This window comes from Methylobacterium sp. J-068, from assembly GCF_022829445.1.
In the GTDB taxonomy this organism is placed as follows: Bacteria; Pseudomonadota; Alphaproteobacteria; order Rhizobiales; family Beijerinckiaceae; genus Methylobacterium.
On record NZ_JAKSXY010000120.1, the window covers coordinates 56800 to 73074 of the forward strand.

Sequence of the window (16275 nt, forward strand, 5' to 3'; positions counted from 1 at the left end):
TCACCCTCCCCCTTTGCGGGGGAGGGTGGTCGCGGAGCGACCGGGAGAGGGGGCGACGCTTCCGGATACGGCGCTCCCCTCATCCGACCCGCTTCGCGGGCCACCTTCTCCCGCAGAGGGGAGAAGGAATTCGCGTAACGGACACGTTGATGAGCAGCCCCCGCCAGCCCCGCGAAACCCGGCCCGCCAGCCCCGAATCCACACGCGGTGCAGGCCCGGCCGGCCTCGAACCCTTGGCCGTCCTGCCGGTCTTCGTGCCGCTGCAGGGCAAGCGGGCGGTGCTCGCAGGCTCCAACGGCGGCGCCCCGTGGAAGGTGAAGCTGCTGGCCGCCGCCGGCGCCGACGTGGACGTCTACGCGCCCGAGCCCAGCGACGAGTTGCGGGCCGTGCCGGGCGAGATCGTGGCCGGCTCCGTCACCCTGCACGAACGCCAGTGGCAGGAGGCCGACCTCCAGGGTGCGGCCTTCGTCATCGGCGCCATGGAGGACGAGGCCGACTGCATCGCCTTCGTCGCGGCAGGCCGCCGGGCGGGGGCCATCGTCAACGCCGTCGACCGCCCGCATCTCTGCGACGTGAAGTTCGGCGCCATCGTCAACCGCTCGCCGATGGTGGTCGGCATCTCGACGGAGGGGGCCGCCCCGGTCTTCGGCCAGACCGTGCGGGCGCGCATCGAGGGCATGCTGCCGCGCGGGTTCAAGGCCTGGATCGGCGCCGCCCGCGACTGGCGCGAAGAGGTCACCGCCCGCTTCCACGGCTTCTCGGACCGGCGCGCCTTCTGGGAGCGATTCACGGACCGCGCCTTCGCCGAGCCCGACCGAGTGCCGACGGAGCAGGATCTCGCCGAGTTGCTGGGGCAGACCGAGGCCGCGCCGAAGGGCGGGGCCGTGACGCTCGTGGGCGCCGGGCCGGGCGACGCCGAACTCCTCACCCTCAAGGCGCTGCGCGCTCTGCGCAACGCCGACGTCATCCTCTACGACGACCTGGTGGCGCCGGAGATCCTCGACTATGCCCGCCGCGAGGCCCGCACCATGCTGGTGGGCAAGACCGGGCACGGCCCCTCCTGCCGCCAGGACGACATCAACGCGCTGATGGTGCAGCTCGCGAAATCCGGCAAGCAGGTGGTGCGCTTGAAATCCGGCGACCCCCTGGTCTTCGGCCGAGCCGGCGAGGAGATCGACGCCTGCCGCGCGGCCGGCATCCCCGTCGGCGTGGTGCCGGGCATCTCGGCGGCGCAGGGGGCGGCGGCCTCGCTCTGCGTCTCGCTGACGAACCGCGACGCGGCGCGCCGCCTGCAATACGTCACCGGCCACGACCGGCGCGGTGCGCTGCCGGAGGACCTGAACTGGGGGGCGCTGGCCGATCCGAGCGTCACCACCGTGGTCTACATGCCCAAGAAGACGCTCCGGGTCCTCCTCGAGCGGGCCATGGCCGAGGGCCTCGCGCCCGCGACCCCGGCGCTCCTCGTCTTCAACGCCACCCGCCCGAACCAGAAGGTGGTGGAGGCCAGCGCCGCCGACCTCGCCGACCGGGTCGAGGCGTCCGGCCACGAGGGGCCGGCGCTCCTCATGGTGGGCGAGGCCCTGCGCCGCCTCGGCGCCAAGGCCGCGATCGCCACGATCGAGCCGGGCAAGGTCGCGATCTGAGGGCAGAGCCCGGGCTGATCGTGGGGGAGAAGCGCGGTCAGTTCGTGTTCTACCGGCAGGTGGAGGACAACCTGCTCAACACCCTCAACGGCTTCGTGCAGGAGGCCTGCCCGATCGGCCGTCCGCTCCGGCGCGAGAACGCCGCCCTGGCCGAGGGTCGGCGCGGGACGGCGCCGAAGGCGGACGAGCCGCAGCGGGGCTGAGCGAAGCCGAGATCCTCCATCCCGAACGCGATCCCTCGGGGGATCGCCGGAAGGGATCAGACGGATTTGGTCTGACGCCTCTCCGGCGACGGTTTGGCGGATTGCCCGGGCACGGCGCCTGTGGTCTGAAGCCGCCTCACTCCTCGACCGCAAGGCCGCCCCATGCGTCGCACGCTCCTGCCCATCCTCGCCTTCGTGGTCGGCCTCGTGGGGCTCTGCATCGCGGCCTTCGCGGTGCTGGCCCCCAAGACCCAGGAGGGCGGCACCAGCAGCGTCGGCGGCCCCTTCACCCTGACGAACCAGGACGGGCAGCGCGTGACCGAGCGCGACTATGCGGGGCGCACGCACCTCGTGTTCTTCGGCTTCACCCATTGCCCCGACGTCTGCCCGACGACGCTGCAGCAGATCGGCGACGTGCTCCGGGCGCTCGGTCCGAAGGGCAAGGACACCCGCGCGCTGTTCATCGCCGTCGACCCCGAGCGCGACACGCCCGAGGCACTGAAGGCCTACCTGGCGAGCTTCGATCCGCGCATCGTCGGCCTCACCGGCACGCCCGAGGAGGTGAGCGCGGCGGTGAAGGCCTACCGGGCCTACGTGCGCAAGGTGCCGACCAAGGACGGCGACTACACCATGGAGCACACGGCCCTCGTCTACGTGATGAACGGTCAGAACCGCTTCCTCAACGCCCTCAACCTGGCACGCCCGCCGGAGGAGGCGGCGGCCGAACTCGCCAGGATGCTGTAGTCGCGGGAGACCGTCGCGCACGGCGGCGATCAGCCGATCCGCAGGGTGCCGCTGCGCGAGGTGCGCGCCAGGCCGTGCTCCGTCTTGTTCCAGCGGCTGGGGGCGCGGATCAGTTCGATCAGCCCAGACCAGGCGGCGAGACTCACCAGCAGGGCGTAGAGTGGAAGCAGCGGCACGAAGGCGAGGCTGTCGATCCAGCCGCGCCGGAGGCAGCCGAGGGCCGCCGGCAGCAGCATCGCCAGGATTCCGGCGACGAACAGCGTGATCGCCGAGCCGGTGGGCAGGCTGGCCCAGAACCCGCCCGGCGCGGGCAGGCCGCGCGCCACGAAGAGCGCGAAGTCCCAGGCCGCCCGGCCCATCAGGACGGGATAGGCGAGGGCGGAGATCACCGTTCCGGGCACCAGGGCGACGGCGCACAGGGTGCCGAGGACACCGAGCTGCCGGGCGGTCTCGCGCGGAGCGCGCGCGTGGGTCAGCGTCGTCTGCAGGAAGCCCTTCATCCAGCGGGTGCGCTGGCGCAGCCAGGGCCGGAGGGTGCGCGGCGCCTCCTCCAGGGTGTCGCTGGGCAGGTCCGCCACGTGGAAACCGGCCCGCGCGAGGCGGATGCCGAGATCGGCGTCCTCGGTGACGTTCCAGGCATCCCAGCCGTGAACCCGCCGCAGCACGGCGGTGCGAAAATGCGTCGTGGTGCCCCCGAGCGGGATCGGGAGCTGCCAGGAGGCCAGGGCTGGGATCAGCACGTCGAACAGGGCCGCGTATTCGAGGGCGAAGCAGCGGGTGAGGCGGCCATCCTCCTGGTTGTCGATGACGAGGCGACCCTGGAGGCAGGCCACCTCGGGCGCGGCGCCGGCAAAGCGCGCCGCCGCCGCCCGGAGCTGCCCGGGATCGGGCACGTCCTCGGCATCGTAGACCACGAGGCAGCTGCCGCGTGCCAGCGGCAGGGCGACGTTCAGGGCGCGGGGCTTCGTGCGGGGCAGGCCCGCCGGCACCCGCAGGACCTCGAACCGGGCGGGCAGGGCGGCCACCGTCAGCGCGGCGGCCGTCTCGAAATCGTCGGCCTCGATCACCAGCTTGATGTCGAGCTTGGCCGCCGGGTAGTCGAGGCGCGCCAGGGCGGCGACGAGGTGCGGCACCATCCGCGCCTCCCGGTGGAGGGCGACCAGCACGGTGTAGACCGGCAGCTCGGCATCGGACAGCGCGACCGACGGAGCCGGTTCGGACTCGACGCTGACGGCGGCGATGCGGAAGGTCACCATGGCGAGGAAGCCGAGCTGCACCAGGGTCCAGGCCCCGATGAGGACGGAGGCGGGGATCGCCCAGGCGACGAGGCATCCCGCCCCGGCCAGGAGCCCCACGATGGCGAGGCGCGGCCGCTGGGTGCCCGCGCCCAGCGCCCAGTCGGGACGGTGCCGTTGCAGGGTGTCGGCCGCATAGGCCGCGATCCCCTCGGGGTTGGCCGCGAACACCGCCTCGCGCAGGGCCCGGGGCGTGGTGACGGCGAGCGCGGTGCCCTCCCGCAGGAGCGCGGCGATGGCGGGGCCGCGCGGCGCGCAGACGAAGGCGGCGCCGGCCGGCCGCGCGAGGGGCGCGAGCCCGGCGACGAGGCTCTCGGGGTAGCGCGTGCCCTCGCCGAGGCGGAGATCGCCGGCCAGGAACGGCGCGCCGAGCGCCCGCGCCAGGGCGCGGTAATACGCCTCCTCGCCGATCAGGTCGGCGCTCATGAGGGCGGTGGCGGCATCAGCGCCGCAGGCACGGGCCAGGGCGGCGGCCTCGGCCAGCCGGGCCGGATCGAAGCCTTCAGCCGCCAGGAAGGCGATCTCGGGCGGCAGCGCAGCGGCCGCACCGACGGGGCGGCTGACGGGCAGCGACATTGCGGCCGGCCTCCCGGTGGCTCGGGGATGTGCTAGGGGAGATCACGTGAGCCAGTCCGTTCCCATGCGCAACCCGCGCACCACCTCCGCAACTTCTCCGTTCATTCGTCCGATGACAAGGCGAAGGTATGGGCGGCGCACTGCTTTCGGCCTCCTGGCCGTCCTTGCCCTGGGCGCCCTGGCCGGGCCGCTCGGCGGCGGCCCGGCCAGGGCGGAGGGGGTCACGATCCCGAACTTCTGGAATCCGCGCGCCCGGCAGGAGCGCATCGAGACCCAGCCGAGCGCGCGCACGGTCCGCTTCCTCACCGACGACGAGTTCCCGCCCCTGCACTTCGCCGGTCCCGACGGCGCGCCCACCGGATTCGTGGTGGAACTCGCCCGCGCGGTCTGCGAGCGGCTGGCGATGACCTGCACGGTCCAGACCCGACGCTTCGACACGCTCCTCGACGCGCTGGCCGAGCGGCAGGGCGACGTCGTGGCCGCCGCGATCCCGCTGACGCCGGCCCTGCGCGGACGCTTCCTCGCCACGCGGCCGTATTTCCGCTGGCCGGCGCGCTTCGTCGCCCGCAGCGACAAGGGGCTGCCTACGCCTTCCGGCTCGCTGGCGGAGCGCAGCGTCGGCGTCGTCGGCGGCAGCGCCCACGCGGCCTACCTCAAGGCGTTCTTTCCCAAGGCAATGGGGAAGGACTTCACCGACCTGGCGACGGCCGAGGGCGCGCTGCGCCGGGGCGAGGTGGACTACGTCTTCGCCGACGGCCTGAATCTCGCCCTCTGGATCGGCGGCGTGGAGGCCGCGGGCTGCTGCGCCTTCAGCGGCGGCGACTACCTCGAGAACCGCTATTTCGGCGAAGGCATCGGCCTCGTCACCCGCAGCGACGACCCGGCCCTGTCCCGCGCGCTCGACGATGCGCTCCAGCGGCTCTGGGACGAGGGCAAGTACGCGGAACTGTACCTGCGCTTCTTCCCGGTGAGCCCGTTCTGAGCGTCGCTCACAAAACTCCCGCGCACCCTGGTGCTGAGAGCCGAGGACGGTACCACGCTCATCGAGGCCTCGCCTCACGCGCGCAGCCGGCTCCCGCCCGCCGCGACGCCGACGAGAAGCGCCACCACCACGCCGAAGGCCAGGGGCAGGCTGGTGGCGTGGGCGAGGAACCCGATCGCCGCCGGGCCGGCGAGCACCCCGGCATAGCCGAGCGTGGTGACCGCCGGGATCGCCAGCGCGGGCGGCATCGCCGCCTGTCGGCCGGCGGCGCTGAACAGCACGGGCACGATGTTGGCGCAGCCCGCCCCCACCAGGGCGTAGCCGAGGAGCGCCGCCGGCCAGTAGGGCAGGACCGTCACGAGGCCGAGCCCGCCCGCCGCCAAGAGGGCGCCGAGCACGACGATGCGGCGCCGGCCGATCCGGCGCACCAGGACATCGCCGGTGAGCCGGCCCGCCGTCATGGTCAGCGAGAAGGCCGCGTAGCCGAGCCCGGCCCGGGCCGGGTCGAGGCCGCGCTCCTGGATGAGGAACACCCCGCTCCAGTCGAGGGCCGAGCCTTCCGTGAGGAAGACCACGAAGCAGAGAAGGCCGATGACGAGCACCGGCCCACGCGGCAGGGCGAAGGCCGGCCCGCGCGGCCCGTCCTCGCTCGGCAGGATGCCGGGAAGCGCCGCCGCGAGGGCGGCCACGATGCCGGCGACGACCGCCAGCGTCGCGGCCGGGGGCGTGAGCCCGAGGCTGAGCAGGGCGCTGAAGCCGGCGGCCCCCACGATGCAGCCGAGGCTGTAGAGGCCGTGGAACCCCGACATCATCGGGCGTCCGGCCCGGCGCTCCACCGCCACGGCCTGTAGGTTCATCAGACAATCGAGGGCGCCGAGCCCCATCCCGAGCCCGGTCAGGGCGAGGGCGAGCGCCGGGAGACCGGCGGCGTGAGAGAGCACCGCCAGGGCGGCCCCGGTCGCGGCCACGGCGAGGATCAGTATCGGCCGGGCCCCGAAGCGCCGGGCGAGCGCGCCCGCCACCGGCATCGTGAGCAGGGAGCCGATGCCGAGGCAGAGCAGGAGCAGTCCGAGGGTGGCGTCGTCGAGGCCGGCCCGTGCCTTCACGAAGGGCACCAGGGGCGCCCAGGCGGCCACGCCGAAGCCGACGATGAGGAAGAGGAGGCGGGTGGAGCGGATCTCGGGCGTGCCGATGGCGGGGACGTGGGGAAGGACGGACGCGGTCATGAGGCCTTTCGGGCAGCCGGGCTCGCGACGCGTGCGCTCGCGATGCGCGCGGTCTCGCAGGAGGACACGGCAGACGTATGAAGCCCTGGAGCCCGGGGGAGGGTTGGGCTGCCATGTCCCCGGCGCAGGGAGCCCACACCCGCGTTGACCCTCCGGGACGCGCTCCCTACGGTGCCGCCCGTCCCGAGCCACCTCGCAGAACTGACGCTGTCTCATGCCGTCCCCGCTTCCCTCCGACCCCGATCTCATCGCGGCCGCCGCCACGGCCGCCGCCTGGCCCTTCGAGGAGGCGCGCAAGCTCGTGGCGCGGCTGGAGCGCAAGCCGAAATCGGAAGTCCTGTTCGAGACCGGCTACGGACCGTCGGGCCTGCCGCATATCGGCACGTTCGGCGAGGTGGCGCGGACCTCCATGGTCCGGCACGCCTTCCGCGTGCTGACCAACGACAGCGTGCCGACCCGCCTGATCGCGTTCTCGGACGACATGGACGGCCTGCGGAAGGTGCCGGACAACGTTCCGAACAAGCCCCTGCTGATCGGCGCCCTGAACCAGCCGCTGACCCGCGTGCCAGACCCGTTCGGCACCCATGACAGCTTCGGCGCGCACAACAACGCGGAGCTGCGCCGCTTCCTCGACGCCTTCGGCTTCGACTACGAGTTCCGCTCGGCCACGGAATGCTACAGGGCCGGCCTGTTCGACGCGGCGCTGCTGACGGTGCTGGAGCGCTACGAGGCCGTGATGGCGATCATGCTGCCCTCGCTGCGGGCCGAGCGCTCGGCGAGCTACTCGCCGTTCCTGCCGATCCATCCGGTGACCGGGGAGGTGATGCAGGTGGCCATCGACGAGGTGCGGGTCTCCGCCGGCACCCTGGTCTGGCGCGACCCGAAGACCGGTGAGGGGTATGAGACCCCGGTGACGGGCGGGCACGCCAAGCTGCAATGGAAGCCCGACTGGGCCATGCGCTGGGTCGCCCTCGGCATCGATTACGAGATGGCGGGCAAGGACCTCATCGATTCCGTCAAGCTCTCGGGCGAGATCGCCCGGGCACTGGGCGGCGAACCGCCGGAGGGCTTCAACTACGAGCTCTTCCTCGACAAGGACGGCAAGAAGATCTCCAAGTCGAAGGGCAACGGCCTCTCGATCGATGACTGGCTGGTCTATGGCACCGCCGACAGCCTCGCGCTGTTCATGTACAACAAGCCCCGCGAGGCCAAGCGCCTGTTCGTGGAGATGATCCCGCGCCAGGTCGACGACTATCTCGGCTTCCTGGAGAAGTTTCCGGGCCAGGAGCCGGCGCAGAAGCTCGGCAATCCGGTCTGGCACCTGCATGCGGGGCATCCGCCGGCGGCCGAGGCGGTGGGCAAGGGCGGCGCGCTCAACTTCGCGATGCTGCTCAACCTCGCGGCGGTGGCCAACACCGAGGACCCGGCCGTGCTGTGGGGCTTCATCCGCCGCTACGATCCGGAGGTCGGCCCCGAGACCCATCCGGTGCTAAACCGCCTCGTCGGCCACGCGCTGGCCTATTTCTGCGATCTCGTGCGGCCGGCCAAGACCTACCGGGCCGCCACGGATGCCGAGCGGGCGGCCCTGGAGGACCTCTCTGAGACCCTCGCGGCCCATGCGGGATCGGTGGACCCGGAAGGCTTGCAGGCGGTGGTCTACGAGGTCGGGCGCCGGCACTTTCCCGACCTGTCGGGCAAGGCCAAAAGCCCGGACGGGCGCCCCGGCGTGTCGCAGGCCTGGTTCACCACGATCTACAACGTGCTGTTCGGAGAGGCGCGGGGCCCGCGCTTCGGCTCGTTCATCGCCCTCTACGGCGTCGCCGAGACCCGCGCGCTGATCGGACAGGCCCTGTCGGGCGACTTCCTGTCCGAGGCGCCGGCCGCTTGAAATCCCGCGCGCCGGCATCGAACCAAGCCGGCGCAGGATAATGTGTGCGGAACGAGGTGCGTTTGCGCACAATTCTGCTTGTCGGCGCGCCACGCGGCGGATAAAACGCCGATCAACCGGACAGAAAAAAGGCCGCCCCGGGAAGGGAGCGGCCCGAAGTCTAGGGAGGAAACGCCCAAGAAGGGCACACCGCGGCGACGCCATCGCCGCGGTGCATGGCGATGAAATGCCATTCCGCACCGCAGCATGCAATTGCCTCCGTGAGGGAGGGGGTATGCGTGCAGTGCATGAAAACGTTTTCAAACCGTCACGCTTGCTCGACCGGCATTCGGGGCTGGGCCCTGGCCCGCGCCGGGCGAAGCCCATCCGCCCCGGCTCAGCGGGCGATGTCCTGTCGGCCGAGTTGTTCCAGGCTCATGGCCCAGACCCGTTCCTGCAGATCCACGTCGCGTCCCCGGGCCGAGGGCTCCACGGGTCGGCGGGCGTCGAAGTAGCGGCCGGTGACGCCTTCCACCGTGGGTGACGTCGCGAGATGGATCGAGGTCGCGGCGCCATCGTCGGGCTTCGCGAGGAAGGGCCGGATCACGCGCCAGCCGAGACCGAACCAGCCTCCGTTGCCGGATGCGAACCCGCTGGCGATCACGCCGGGATGCAGGGCGTTGCTGGTGATGCCGGTGCCCGCGAGCCGCCGTGCCAGGGCGGCGCTGAACAGGACGTTGCCGAGCTTGGCCTGGGAATAGACCGCGATCGGACTGTAATTGGCGGCATGCCCGAGATCGTCGAAGGCGATGCGGCCGCGCCGGTGGGCCGCCGAGGCGACGTTGACGATGCGCGCCGGGGCAGCGGCCCTCAGGAGGTCGAGGAGCTCGAGGCTCAGGTGCATGTAGGCGAGGTGATCCAGCGCCCAGGTGCGCTCGATCCCGTCCGCCGTCGCGCCGTACCGGTCGAAGATCGCGCCGGCATTGTTCACGAGAACGTCGAGGCGGGGATAGCGCTCACGGATCTCGGCGGCGAGGCGGCGGATCTCGGCCTGGACCGAGAGATCGGCGACGAAGCCGTCAGCCTGAGCGCCCGGCACCGTCGCGCGAATCCGAGCGGCGGTCGCGCGGGTGCGCTCGGGATCGCGGCCGACGAGGCCCACGCGGAACCCCGCCCGCGCGAGGCCGAGCGCCGTCTCGGTGCCGATGCCGGAGGTGGCGCCGGTGACGAGCGCGATCCGGTCCGGCATCGGCCGCGCCTCCTAGAACACCGCCTGCCCGATGGCGAAGGCGATGATCACGATGACGACCGCCACGACCAGGAACAGGCCGAACAGGATGCGGGCCAGGGAGCCGGCGCCGGAGGCGATGCCGGTGAAGCCGAGGCCGCCCGCGATGAGGGAGATCACGAAACAGATGAGGGCCCATTTCAACAGGGTCATGCGCAATACTCCAGCTCGCGGAACCGACCGATAACAACCCGAAGCCGCAAGCGTTCCGCGTGAAGCTTAGGCGTTTCATCCGGAGCCCGCGTCAGGGGGAGGGGGCCGCCGGCCGCGCCTCCGTGCCGGCGCGCTCCAGGAGGATGTGCGCCAGGGCGTGGTAGAGCCCTTCGCGGCAGACCACCTTCGAGACCACGTCGGCGATCAGGGCCGCCACCATGAGGGGAATCATGAGGGCGTGATTCTGGGTCATCTCGGTGACGATGACGAACGCGGTGATCGGCGCCTGCAGGGCGCCCGTCAGGTAGGCGACCATGCCGATGAGGACGAGGGCGGCCACCGGCACGTCGGAGAACAGGCCCTGCAGGGCCGCGCCGAGCCCCGCCCCGACGCTGAGGGAGGGTGCGAACAATCCGCCCGGAATGCCGCTGATGGCCGAGAGCAGGGTGGCGGCGAACTTGAGGGGCGCGAAATCCCAGCGCCCCGCAGAGGTGCCGTGCAGCAGCGCCCGCGCCTCCTCGTAGCCGGTGCCATAGACCGAACCGCCCGAGGCGAGGCCGCAGAGGGCGACGCCGAGGCCGCAGGCGGCCGCGAACAGGACCGGCCGCCCGGCCACGGCCGCCCCGAATCGTCCGGGCAGGCCGCGGGCGAACAGGATGACGGTCCGCGAGAACCCGCCGCCCGCGAGCCCGCCCAGCGCCCCGACCACCGGCACGGCGACCCAGCCCGGCCCGAACGGCAGGGCGGCGCTGGCGGTGCCGAAATAGGTGTAGTTGCCGGTCAGCGCCAGGGCCGTGAGCCCGGCCGCCACGATGGCGGCGACGATGAGCCCGCCGGTGCGCGCCTCGTAGGACCGGCCGAGTTCCTCGATGCCGAAGACGATGCCGGCCAGCGGCGTGTTGAAAGCCGCCGCCACGCCGGCCGCGCCGCCGGCGAGGATCAGGCCCGGCACCCGCTCCGGCGTCAGGTGTCCGGCCGCCGCCATGATCGCGGCCCCCACCTGCACGGTCGGCCCCTCGCGCCCGGTGGAGGCCCCGAACAGCAGGCCGAGGCTCATCACCACGATCTTGCCGGCCGCGACCTTGAGGGAGACCAGGGCCCGGCGCAGGGCGAGCTGACCGGTCTGACGCGCCGCGATCACCTGCGGGATGCCGGACCCCTGGGCATTGGGAAAGACCTCGCGGGCGAGCCAGGCGCAGAGGCCGAACCCGAGCGGCGTGAGGCCGAGCGCCACCAGGGGCGAGAGCGCCAGCACCTGCCGGAAGACGCCCTGGGCCGCATCGGCCAGCCCCGCCATGAGAACGGCGGCGAGCCCGACGCCGATGCCGCCCACGAGGAACAGCAGGCGGTGGCGCCAGAGGCCGAAGGCATCGACGGTGGCACCGCCCAGGCGCCGCATCCGGGGCAGCACCGTCCTGTGCAGCACCTTGATCTTCAGGACCCGACTTTTCAGGACCTTGCTCCGCAGGACCTTGATGCGGACGCGCTGGGTTCGAGGCATGGGCGATGAGGGGGCCGGATCACGGGGCGGGGAACGAGGGGCGGTCAGGGGTGGATCAAGGCAAGGCCCGTACCCGGGCTAGCCCCGCTCCGCTCGGCAGAGTTCCTCGACGGTCCGGAGATAGGCCTTCGCGTCGAACTTCCGAAGGGAATTCTCGCTCTGGTAGCGCACCGTTCCGAAGATCTTGCGCCGGGCCCAGGGGCGGTCGTGCAGGCCGTAGACCCAGGCGACGTTGGTGAAGGAGTTCGGGTCGCGCCCGTCGAGGAAGTAGCGGTTGTTGAGCCGCAGCGTGCGGGCGAACCCTTCCTCGGGCGAGGGCGACCATTCGAGGATCTTCTTGCCCCAGTACATGCGCAGGTGGTTGTGCATGTAGCCGGTCTCGCGCATCTCGGCCTGGGCCGCGTTCCAGTAGACGTCGTGCGTCTGTCCCGCCGCGAGTTCGGCCTCGGTGTAGGTCTTCGGCCTGGGGTCGCCGGCATGCTCGGCCAGGGCCTTGCGGGCCCATTCGGGAACGGCGCGCGCGTAACGGTCGTAGCCGTCCGTGTAATGGACGTGGTTCATCGCCAGTTCGCGGCGAACGACGATCTCCTCGACATAGGCGGTCCGATCCTCCTTGCCGCCGGTCCTGGCGGCCCGCACCGCCAGCACGATTTCGACGGGCGAGATCTGCCCGAAATGCAGGTAGGGGCTCATGTGCGAGGCCGCCCCGGCCTCCGGGCGGTTGCGGTCGCTGCCGTAATGCGCGAACGGACCGTCGAGATAGGCCGCGAGGCGCCGGCGCGCCTCGGTCTCGCCCCCGGTGAAGCGCCGCACCGGCCCCACGGTCCGGTCGAGGCTCATGCCGGCGAGCACGGCCTCCGGGTCCGCGACGTCGACCTCGGAATCCGGCACTTCGCCTCCGGCCCGCCGCTTCACCCTGCGCGCGGTGAGGGGGGCGACGTAATCCTCGAGGTGCCTGTGCAGCTTCGGGCGCAGGGTCCGGGCGGCGTATTCGTGCTTGCCCGAGACGATCTCGACGGGGACCGCCACGTCGCCCTCGACCTGGACGATCCGGGCCGCGACGGCCGCGACGATCTCGCCGTACCAGCGCTTCTGGATCGCGAGGTAGCCCCGATCAAGGACGAGGAGGGCGGCTTGCCCGGCCAGATCGATGGCCAGATCGGCGGGCGAGGCCTTGCGCAGGCAGAAGCCGACGCCCCGCCGACCGAGGCCGGCCGCCGCGTCGGCGAGCCCCTGGAGCAGGAAGGCGTAGTGCCGGGCGTTGGCCTCCGGAAAGCCGTTGCTCCCGTCGAGCAACCCGAAGCAGGCGAGCACCGGAAGGTCGAGCCGGTTGGCCTCCTCGATTGCGTATTCGAGGGCCGGATTGTTATGGGCCCGATTCGCCTGCTGCAGCAGGTAGAGCACGTAGCGCCCGGCGCGCCGGGGCTCGACGTCCTTGAGAATCCGAATTCGTCCCGCCTGAATCGCCATCGGCCGCCATCATGTCCTGGATCGGGGTGAGAGGGTCTCGCGCGGGCCTCGAACCACAGCAGAGCGGACCGCGAAACCTGAATTCGAACAAGGCCGTAACACGCCTTCACTTCGTCGGCTCAACGATCCGTGCCGTGAGCATTGGTCACTGCTCAAGCTGCGGCATTTTGGATACAGAAATCGGGCAATCCAGGCCGGCGGACGAAAAGCGACAGCCGCACTGCCCTAACCATCTTGCATTTCCGCGCGAGAGGATCAGATTGTGCATTGCGGGAATGCGATGGCGTCGCGGTCCCGCTGCCCTCCTTGGGCGTTTCCTCCCTAGACTTCGGGCCGCTCTTCGGAGCGGCCTTTTTTCTGTCCCGGCCCCATGCGCCTGGCTGCCCGTACGCATCGTCATCCCCGGGCGCGGGCACGAATCATGAAGTTGTCGTAGGTGTATTCCGCCACCTGGAACCAGAGGTATTCCTCGTTCCGGAAGGTCTTCATCGCCTCGTGGACGCGCTTGAAGTCGGGATTCCTGGCCCCGATCTCGGCATAGACGTCGTTGGCCGCCTTGAGGGCGGCCTCCATCACCTCCTGCGGGAAGGGGCGGAGTTGCGCGCCGCCGGCAACGAGCCGGCGCAGGGCGCGGGGATTGCGCGCATCGTACTTGGCCTGGACCTCGGCATGGACCTGGGCCGCGGCGGCCTGCAGAACCGCCCGATAACTCCTGGGCAGGCCCTTCCAGGCCTCGGCGTTGATCCAGGCGTGCAGCATCGAGCCACCCTCCCAGAACCCGGGATAATGGTAGGTCGGCGCGACCTTCTGGAGGCCGAGCTTCTCGTCGTCGTAGGGTCCGATCCACTCGGCGGCATCGATGGTCTTGGCATCCAACGCGGCGTAGATGTCGGGGCCGGGCGTGGCCTGCGGCACCGCCCCGAGCCTGGACAGGACCTGCCCGCCGAGGCCTCCGATCCGCAGCTTCAGCCCCTGGAGGTCGGCGAGCGTCTTGATCTCGCGCCGGAACCAGCCGCCCATCTGCGCCCCGGTATTGCCCGCCGGCAGGGCGACGAGGCCGTGCTTGGCGAAGATCTCCCCGAACAGGTCGGCGGCTCCGCCCTGAAGCCACCAGGCGCTCTGGCCGCGCGCATTGAGGCCGAAGGGCAGGGCGGTGGCCAGCGCGAAGGTCGGGTCCTTGGCGAATCCGAGGGCGGCGGGGCCGTAGCCCATCTCGACGGTGCCGGCCCCAACCGCATCGAGCAGCCCCTCGGCGGGCACCGGTTCGCCCGGCCCCGAGGCCTGGATCTGGAAGCGTCCATCGGTGGCCTCGCCGACGATGCGGGCGAGCGTCTCGGTGGCGCCGAACAGGATGTCGAGGGTCCTCGGAAAGGCACAGGCGAGGCGCCAGCGCAGCTCCGGCGTCCCCTCGGCGCGGGCGGGAGCCGCGAGGGCGGCCGCCGCGCCACCGAGACCGGCGGACAGAAGGGCACGGCGCGCGGGAGAGGGGCGACCGGAGGATGGGGGCATGACGCCTCGCTGAGAGAGCTCGAATCGTCCTGTCGCGACGCCGTCGGGCCGGCGCGCGGGCATGGTGTCCGCCGTTCACGAACGACGAAGCGCCGGAAACGATCCCGAAACGGTCGACGCCGATGCCGGGCGGGTCCGGCCGGGCGGGGTGTCGCCCGCGTTCCTTCGCGTCGGTGCGGGTTATTTGGCGTAAGTGAACGTGCCGTCGTTCCAGACGTAGAGAACGTAGCCCTGGGCGGTGACGTCGCCCTTGCCGTCGAAGCCGACCGAGCCGAGCACGAGGTCGAAGCGCTCCGCGTGCAGCGTGGCGGCGATGCGCTTGGAATCCGCCGTGTGGGCGAAGTTGCCCGCCGCCACGAGGGCCTGGAGGGCGGCGTAGCCGTAGATCGTCGACCCTTCGGGTTCCATGCCCTCGGCCTTGAACGCCGCGACCACGGCGGCGGCCTCGGGCTTCCGGCGCGGATCGAGGTAGAAGGTCATCAGCACGCCGTTGCTGGCCGGCCCCGCGATGGTGGCGAATTCCTGGGTGGCGATGGCGGAGGTGCCGAACCATTGCGGCTTGAAGCCCCGCTCCGCCGAGATCCGCACGAGGCGTCCCATCTCGCGGGCATCCCCCCCGTAATAGGCCACCGCGATGCCGGCCTCCTTGAGGCGGTCGGCCAGGGCCGCATCGTCGGCGTCGCCCGCCGCGAAGGCCGTGGCGACGGCCTCGTTGATGCCGATGCGGTTCAGGTTTTCCTTGGTGGCCGCCGCGAGGTTGCGCGAGCCCGGCGTCAGGTCGTTGAGAATCGCGATCTTCTTGTCGCGGAACCGCTCGGCGAGCACGGTGGCGGAGAGCTTGGCCTGATCGTCGTCCCGTCCGCAGACGCGAAAGACCGTGGGCAGGCCCCGGTCGGTGAGCTTGGCGGCGACGGAGGCCGCCGTGATCATCAGCGTGCCGTTCGCGGCATAGACCTCGGAGGCCGCCAGGGACGCGTTCGAGCAGACGTGGCCGACCACGAGGCGCACATTCTGTGCCGCGTAATGGTTGGCCACCGCCACGGCCTTGTTGGAATCGCAGGCATCGTCCTGCACGTCGAGCACGATGGTCTGCCCGTCGAGTCCCCCCTTGGCGTTCGCGTCGCGGACCGCCGCCTGAACGCCGCGCAGGACCTGCTCGCCCACGCTCACATAGGCGCCGGAGCGCGGCACGGCGACGCCGATCACGAGGTCGGCCCGGGCCTCGGTCGCGCAGAAGGCCTCGACGGCGCCGAGGAACAGGCTGCCGGCCAGCCCGAAGTAGCGGCCTGCGAGCCCGAAGCGCCGGGCCGCGCGTCTAAACCTCATGCCGCCCCGTCTCACGCCTCGGTCGACCTCCCGAAGAATATAGGCGGATCGGCCGGAACGGCCAGCCGCCAAGGTCCGGCGCGCGCGCCGGTTCCACAGCCCGGCATTCCTCGACGCGACCGGACCGCGGGACCCCTGCGGGATGGCGCGCGAGAACGCAAGGGGGCGCCCCGCAGCGGATCGCCGCGAAGGACCGCGCCCGGAGAACCGCCCCGGGACACGCGCCCTTACCGGGCGGTTGCGTAGACCGAGGCGCCGGCGGTGACGGGCGCGGTGACGGTGGAGAAGACGGAGAGGACCTTCTGGACCTCGGTGAAGGGGGCGTTGGAGACGTAGACGAGGTCGCGGTTGCGCATGCGGAAGGCCTGGGTCAGGAACAGGCTGTTGGGATCGCGCATGTTGATCCGGTAGACCACCGGCACCAGCGGCGTGCCGAGCAGCGGGCTGCCCGGCTTCAGGCGCCGCACCACCGCGGCCGGCTCGAAGCGGAAG

The 16275-nt window shown here is 71.6% G+C and carries 12 protein-coding genes and 2 pseudogenes; 5 read left to right on the forward strand and 9 right to left on the reverse strand.

The features are described from left to right. Positions 1-149: 149 nt before the first annotated feature. The 3 genes and pseudogenes from cysG (at position 150) to MKK54_RS20195 (ending at position 2590) form a co-directional block, all read left to right on the forward strand. Positions 150-1643: a siroheme synthase CysG gene (gene cysG, locus MKK54_RS20185; RefSeq protein WP_244013548.1), complete on the forward strand. Its 1494-nt coding sequence runs from the start codon at positions 150-152 to the stop codon at positions 1641-1643. Between the two features lie 11 nt (positions 1644-1654). Then, positions 1655-1846 (forward strand): annotated as a pseudogene (locus tag MKK54_RS20190) (hypothetical protein); the annotation flags it as partial. A gap of 162 nt (positions 1847-2008) precedes the next feature. Continuing rightward, complete coding sequence (locus MKK54_RS20195) at positions 2009-2590, forward strand: SCO family protein (protein WP_244013550.1); 582 nt, start codon at positions 2009-2011, stop codon at positions 2588-2590. A 29-nt stretch (positions 2591-2619) separates the two neighbouring features. On the opposite strand, the gene MKK54_RS20200 is transcribed toward MKK54_RS20195, so the two are convergent. Next, on the reverse strand, positions 2620-4461 hold the full coding sequence (locus MKK54_RS20200) for a glycosyltransferase family 2 protein (protein WP_244013552.1): 1842 nt from the start codon (positions 4459-4461) through the stop codon (positions 2620-2622). A gap of 112 nt (positions 4462-4573) precedes the next feature. On the opposite strand from MKK54_RS20200, the gene MKK54_RS20205 reads away from it, so the two are divergent. Beyond that, positions 4574-5443, forward strand: a complete 870-nt coding sequence (locus tag MKK54_RS20205; RefSeq protein WP_244013554.1) for a transporter substrate-binding domain-containing protein — start codon at positions 4574-4576, stop codon at positions 5441-5443. 74 nt (positions 5444-5517) lie between these two features. Here MKK54_RS20205 and MKK54_RS20210 read toward each other — a convergent pair whose 3' ends face one another. Beyond that, complete coding sequence (locus MKK54_RS20210) at positions 5518-6669, reverse strand: MFS transporter (RefSeq protein WP_244013556.1); 1152 nt, start codon at positions 6667-6669, stop codon at positions 5518-5520. A gap of 214 nt (positions 6670-6883) precedes the next feature. Here MKK54_RS20210 and MKK54_RS20215 point away from each other — a divergent pair, with 214 nt between their 5' ends. After that, positions 6884-8557: a lysine--tRNA ligase gene (locus MKK54_RS20215; RefSeq protein WP_244013558.1), complete on the forward strand. Its 1674-nt coding sequence runs from the start codon at positions 6884-6886 to the stop codon at positions 8555-8557. A gap of 376 nt (positions 8558-8933) precedes the next feature. On the opposite strand, the gene MKK54_RS20220 is transcribed toward MKK54_RS20215, so the two are convergent. The 7 genes and pseudogenes from MKK54_RS20220 to MKK54_RS20250 form a co-directional block, all read right to left on the reverse strand. Further along, positions 8934-9785 carry an SDR family oxidoreductase gene (locus tag MKK54_RS20220; RefSeq protein WP_244013561.1) on the reverse strand — a complete coding sequence of 284 codons (852 nt, stop codon included), beginning with the start codon at positions 9783-9785 and terminating at the stop codon, positions 8934-8936. Between the two features lie 12 nt (positions 9786-9797). After that, positions 9798-9977, reverse strand: a complete 180-nt coding sequence (locus tag MKK54_RS20225; protein ID WP_244013563.1) for a DUF1328 domain-containing protein — start codon at positions 9975-9977, stop codon at positions 9798-9800. A 91-nt stretch (positions 9978-10068) separates the two neighbouring features. Then, on the reverse strand, positions 10069-11376 hold the full coding sequence (locus MKK54_RS20230; RefSeq protein ID WP_244013580.1) for a chloride channel protein: 1308 nt from the start codon (positions 11374-11376) through the stop codon (positions 10069-10071). Positions 11377-11556: 180 nt separating this feature from the next. Continuing rightward, complete coding sequence (locus MKK54_RS20235; protein WP_244013565.1) at positions 11557-12948, reverse strand: deoxyribodipyrimidine photo-lyase; 1392 nt, start codon at positions 12946-12948, stop codon at positions 11557-11559. Between the two features lie 396 nt (positions 12949-13344). Next, complete coding sequence (locus MKK54_RS20240; protein ID WP_244013567.1) at positions 13345-14457, reverse strand: TRAP transporter substrate-binding protein; 1113 nt, start codon at positions 14455-14457, stop codon at positions 13345-13347. A gap of 180 nt (positions 14458-14637) precedes the next feature. Next, the gene (locus MKK54_RS20245) at positions 14638-15783 is read right to left on the reverse strand and encodes a branched-chain amino acid ABC transporter substrate-binding protein (protein WP_244013569.1); all 1146 of its coding nucleotides are present in this window, start codon (positions 15781-15783) and stop codon (positions 14638-14640) included. A 227-nt stretch (positions 15784-16010) separates the two neighbouring features. After that, positions 16011-16275, reverse strand: a pseudogene (locus tag MKK54_RS20250) (sugar transporter); the annotation flags it as partial.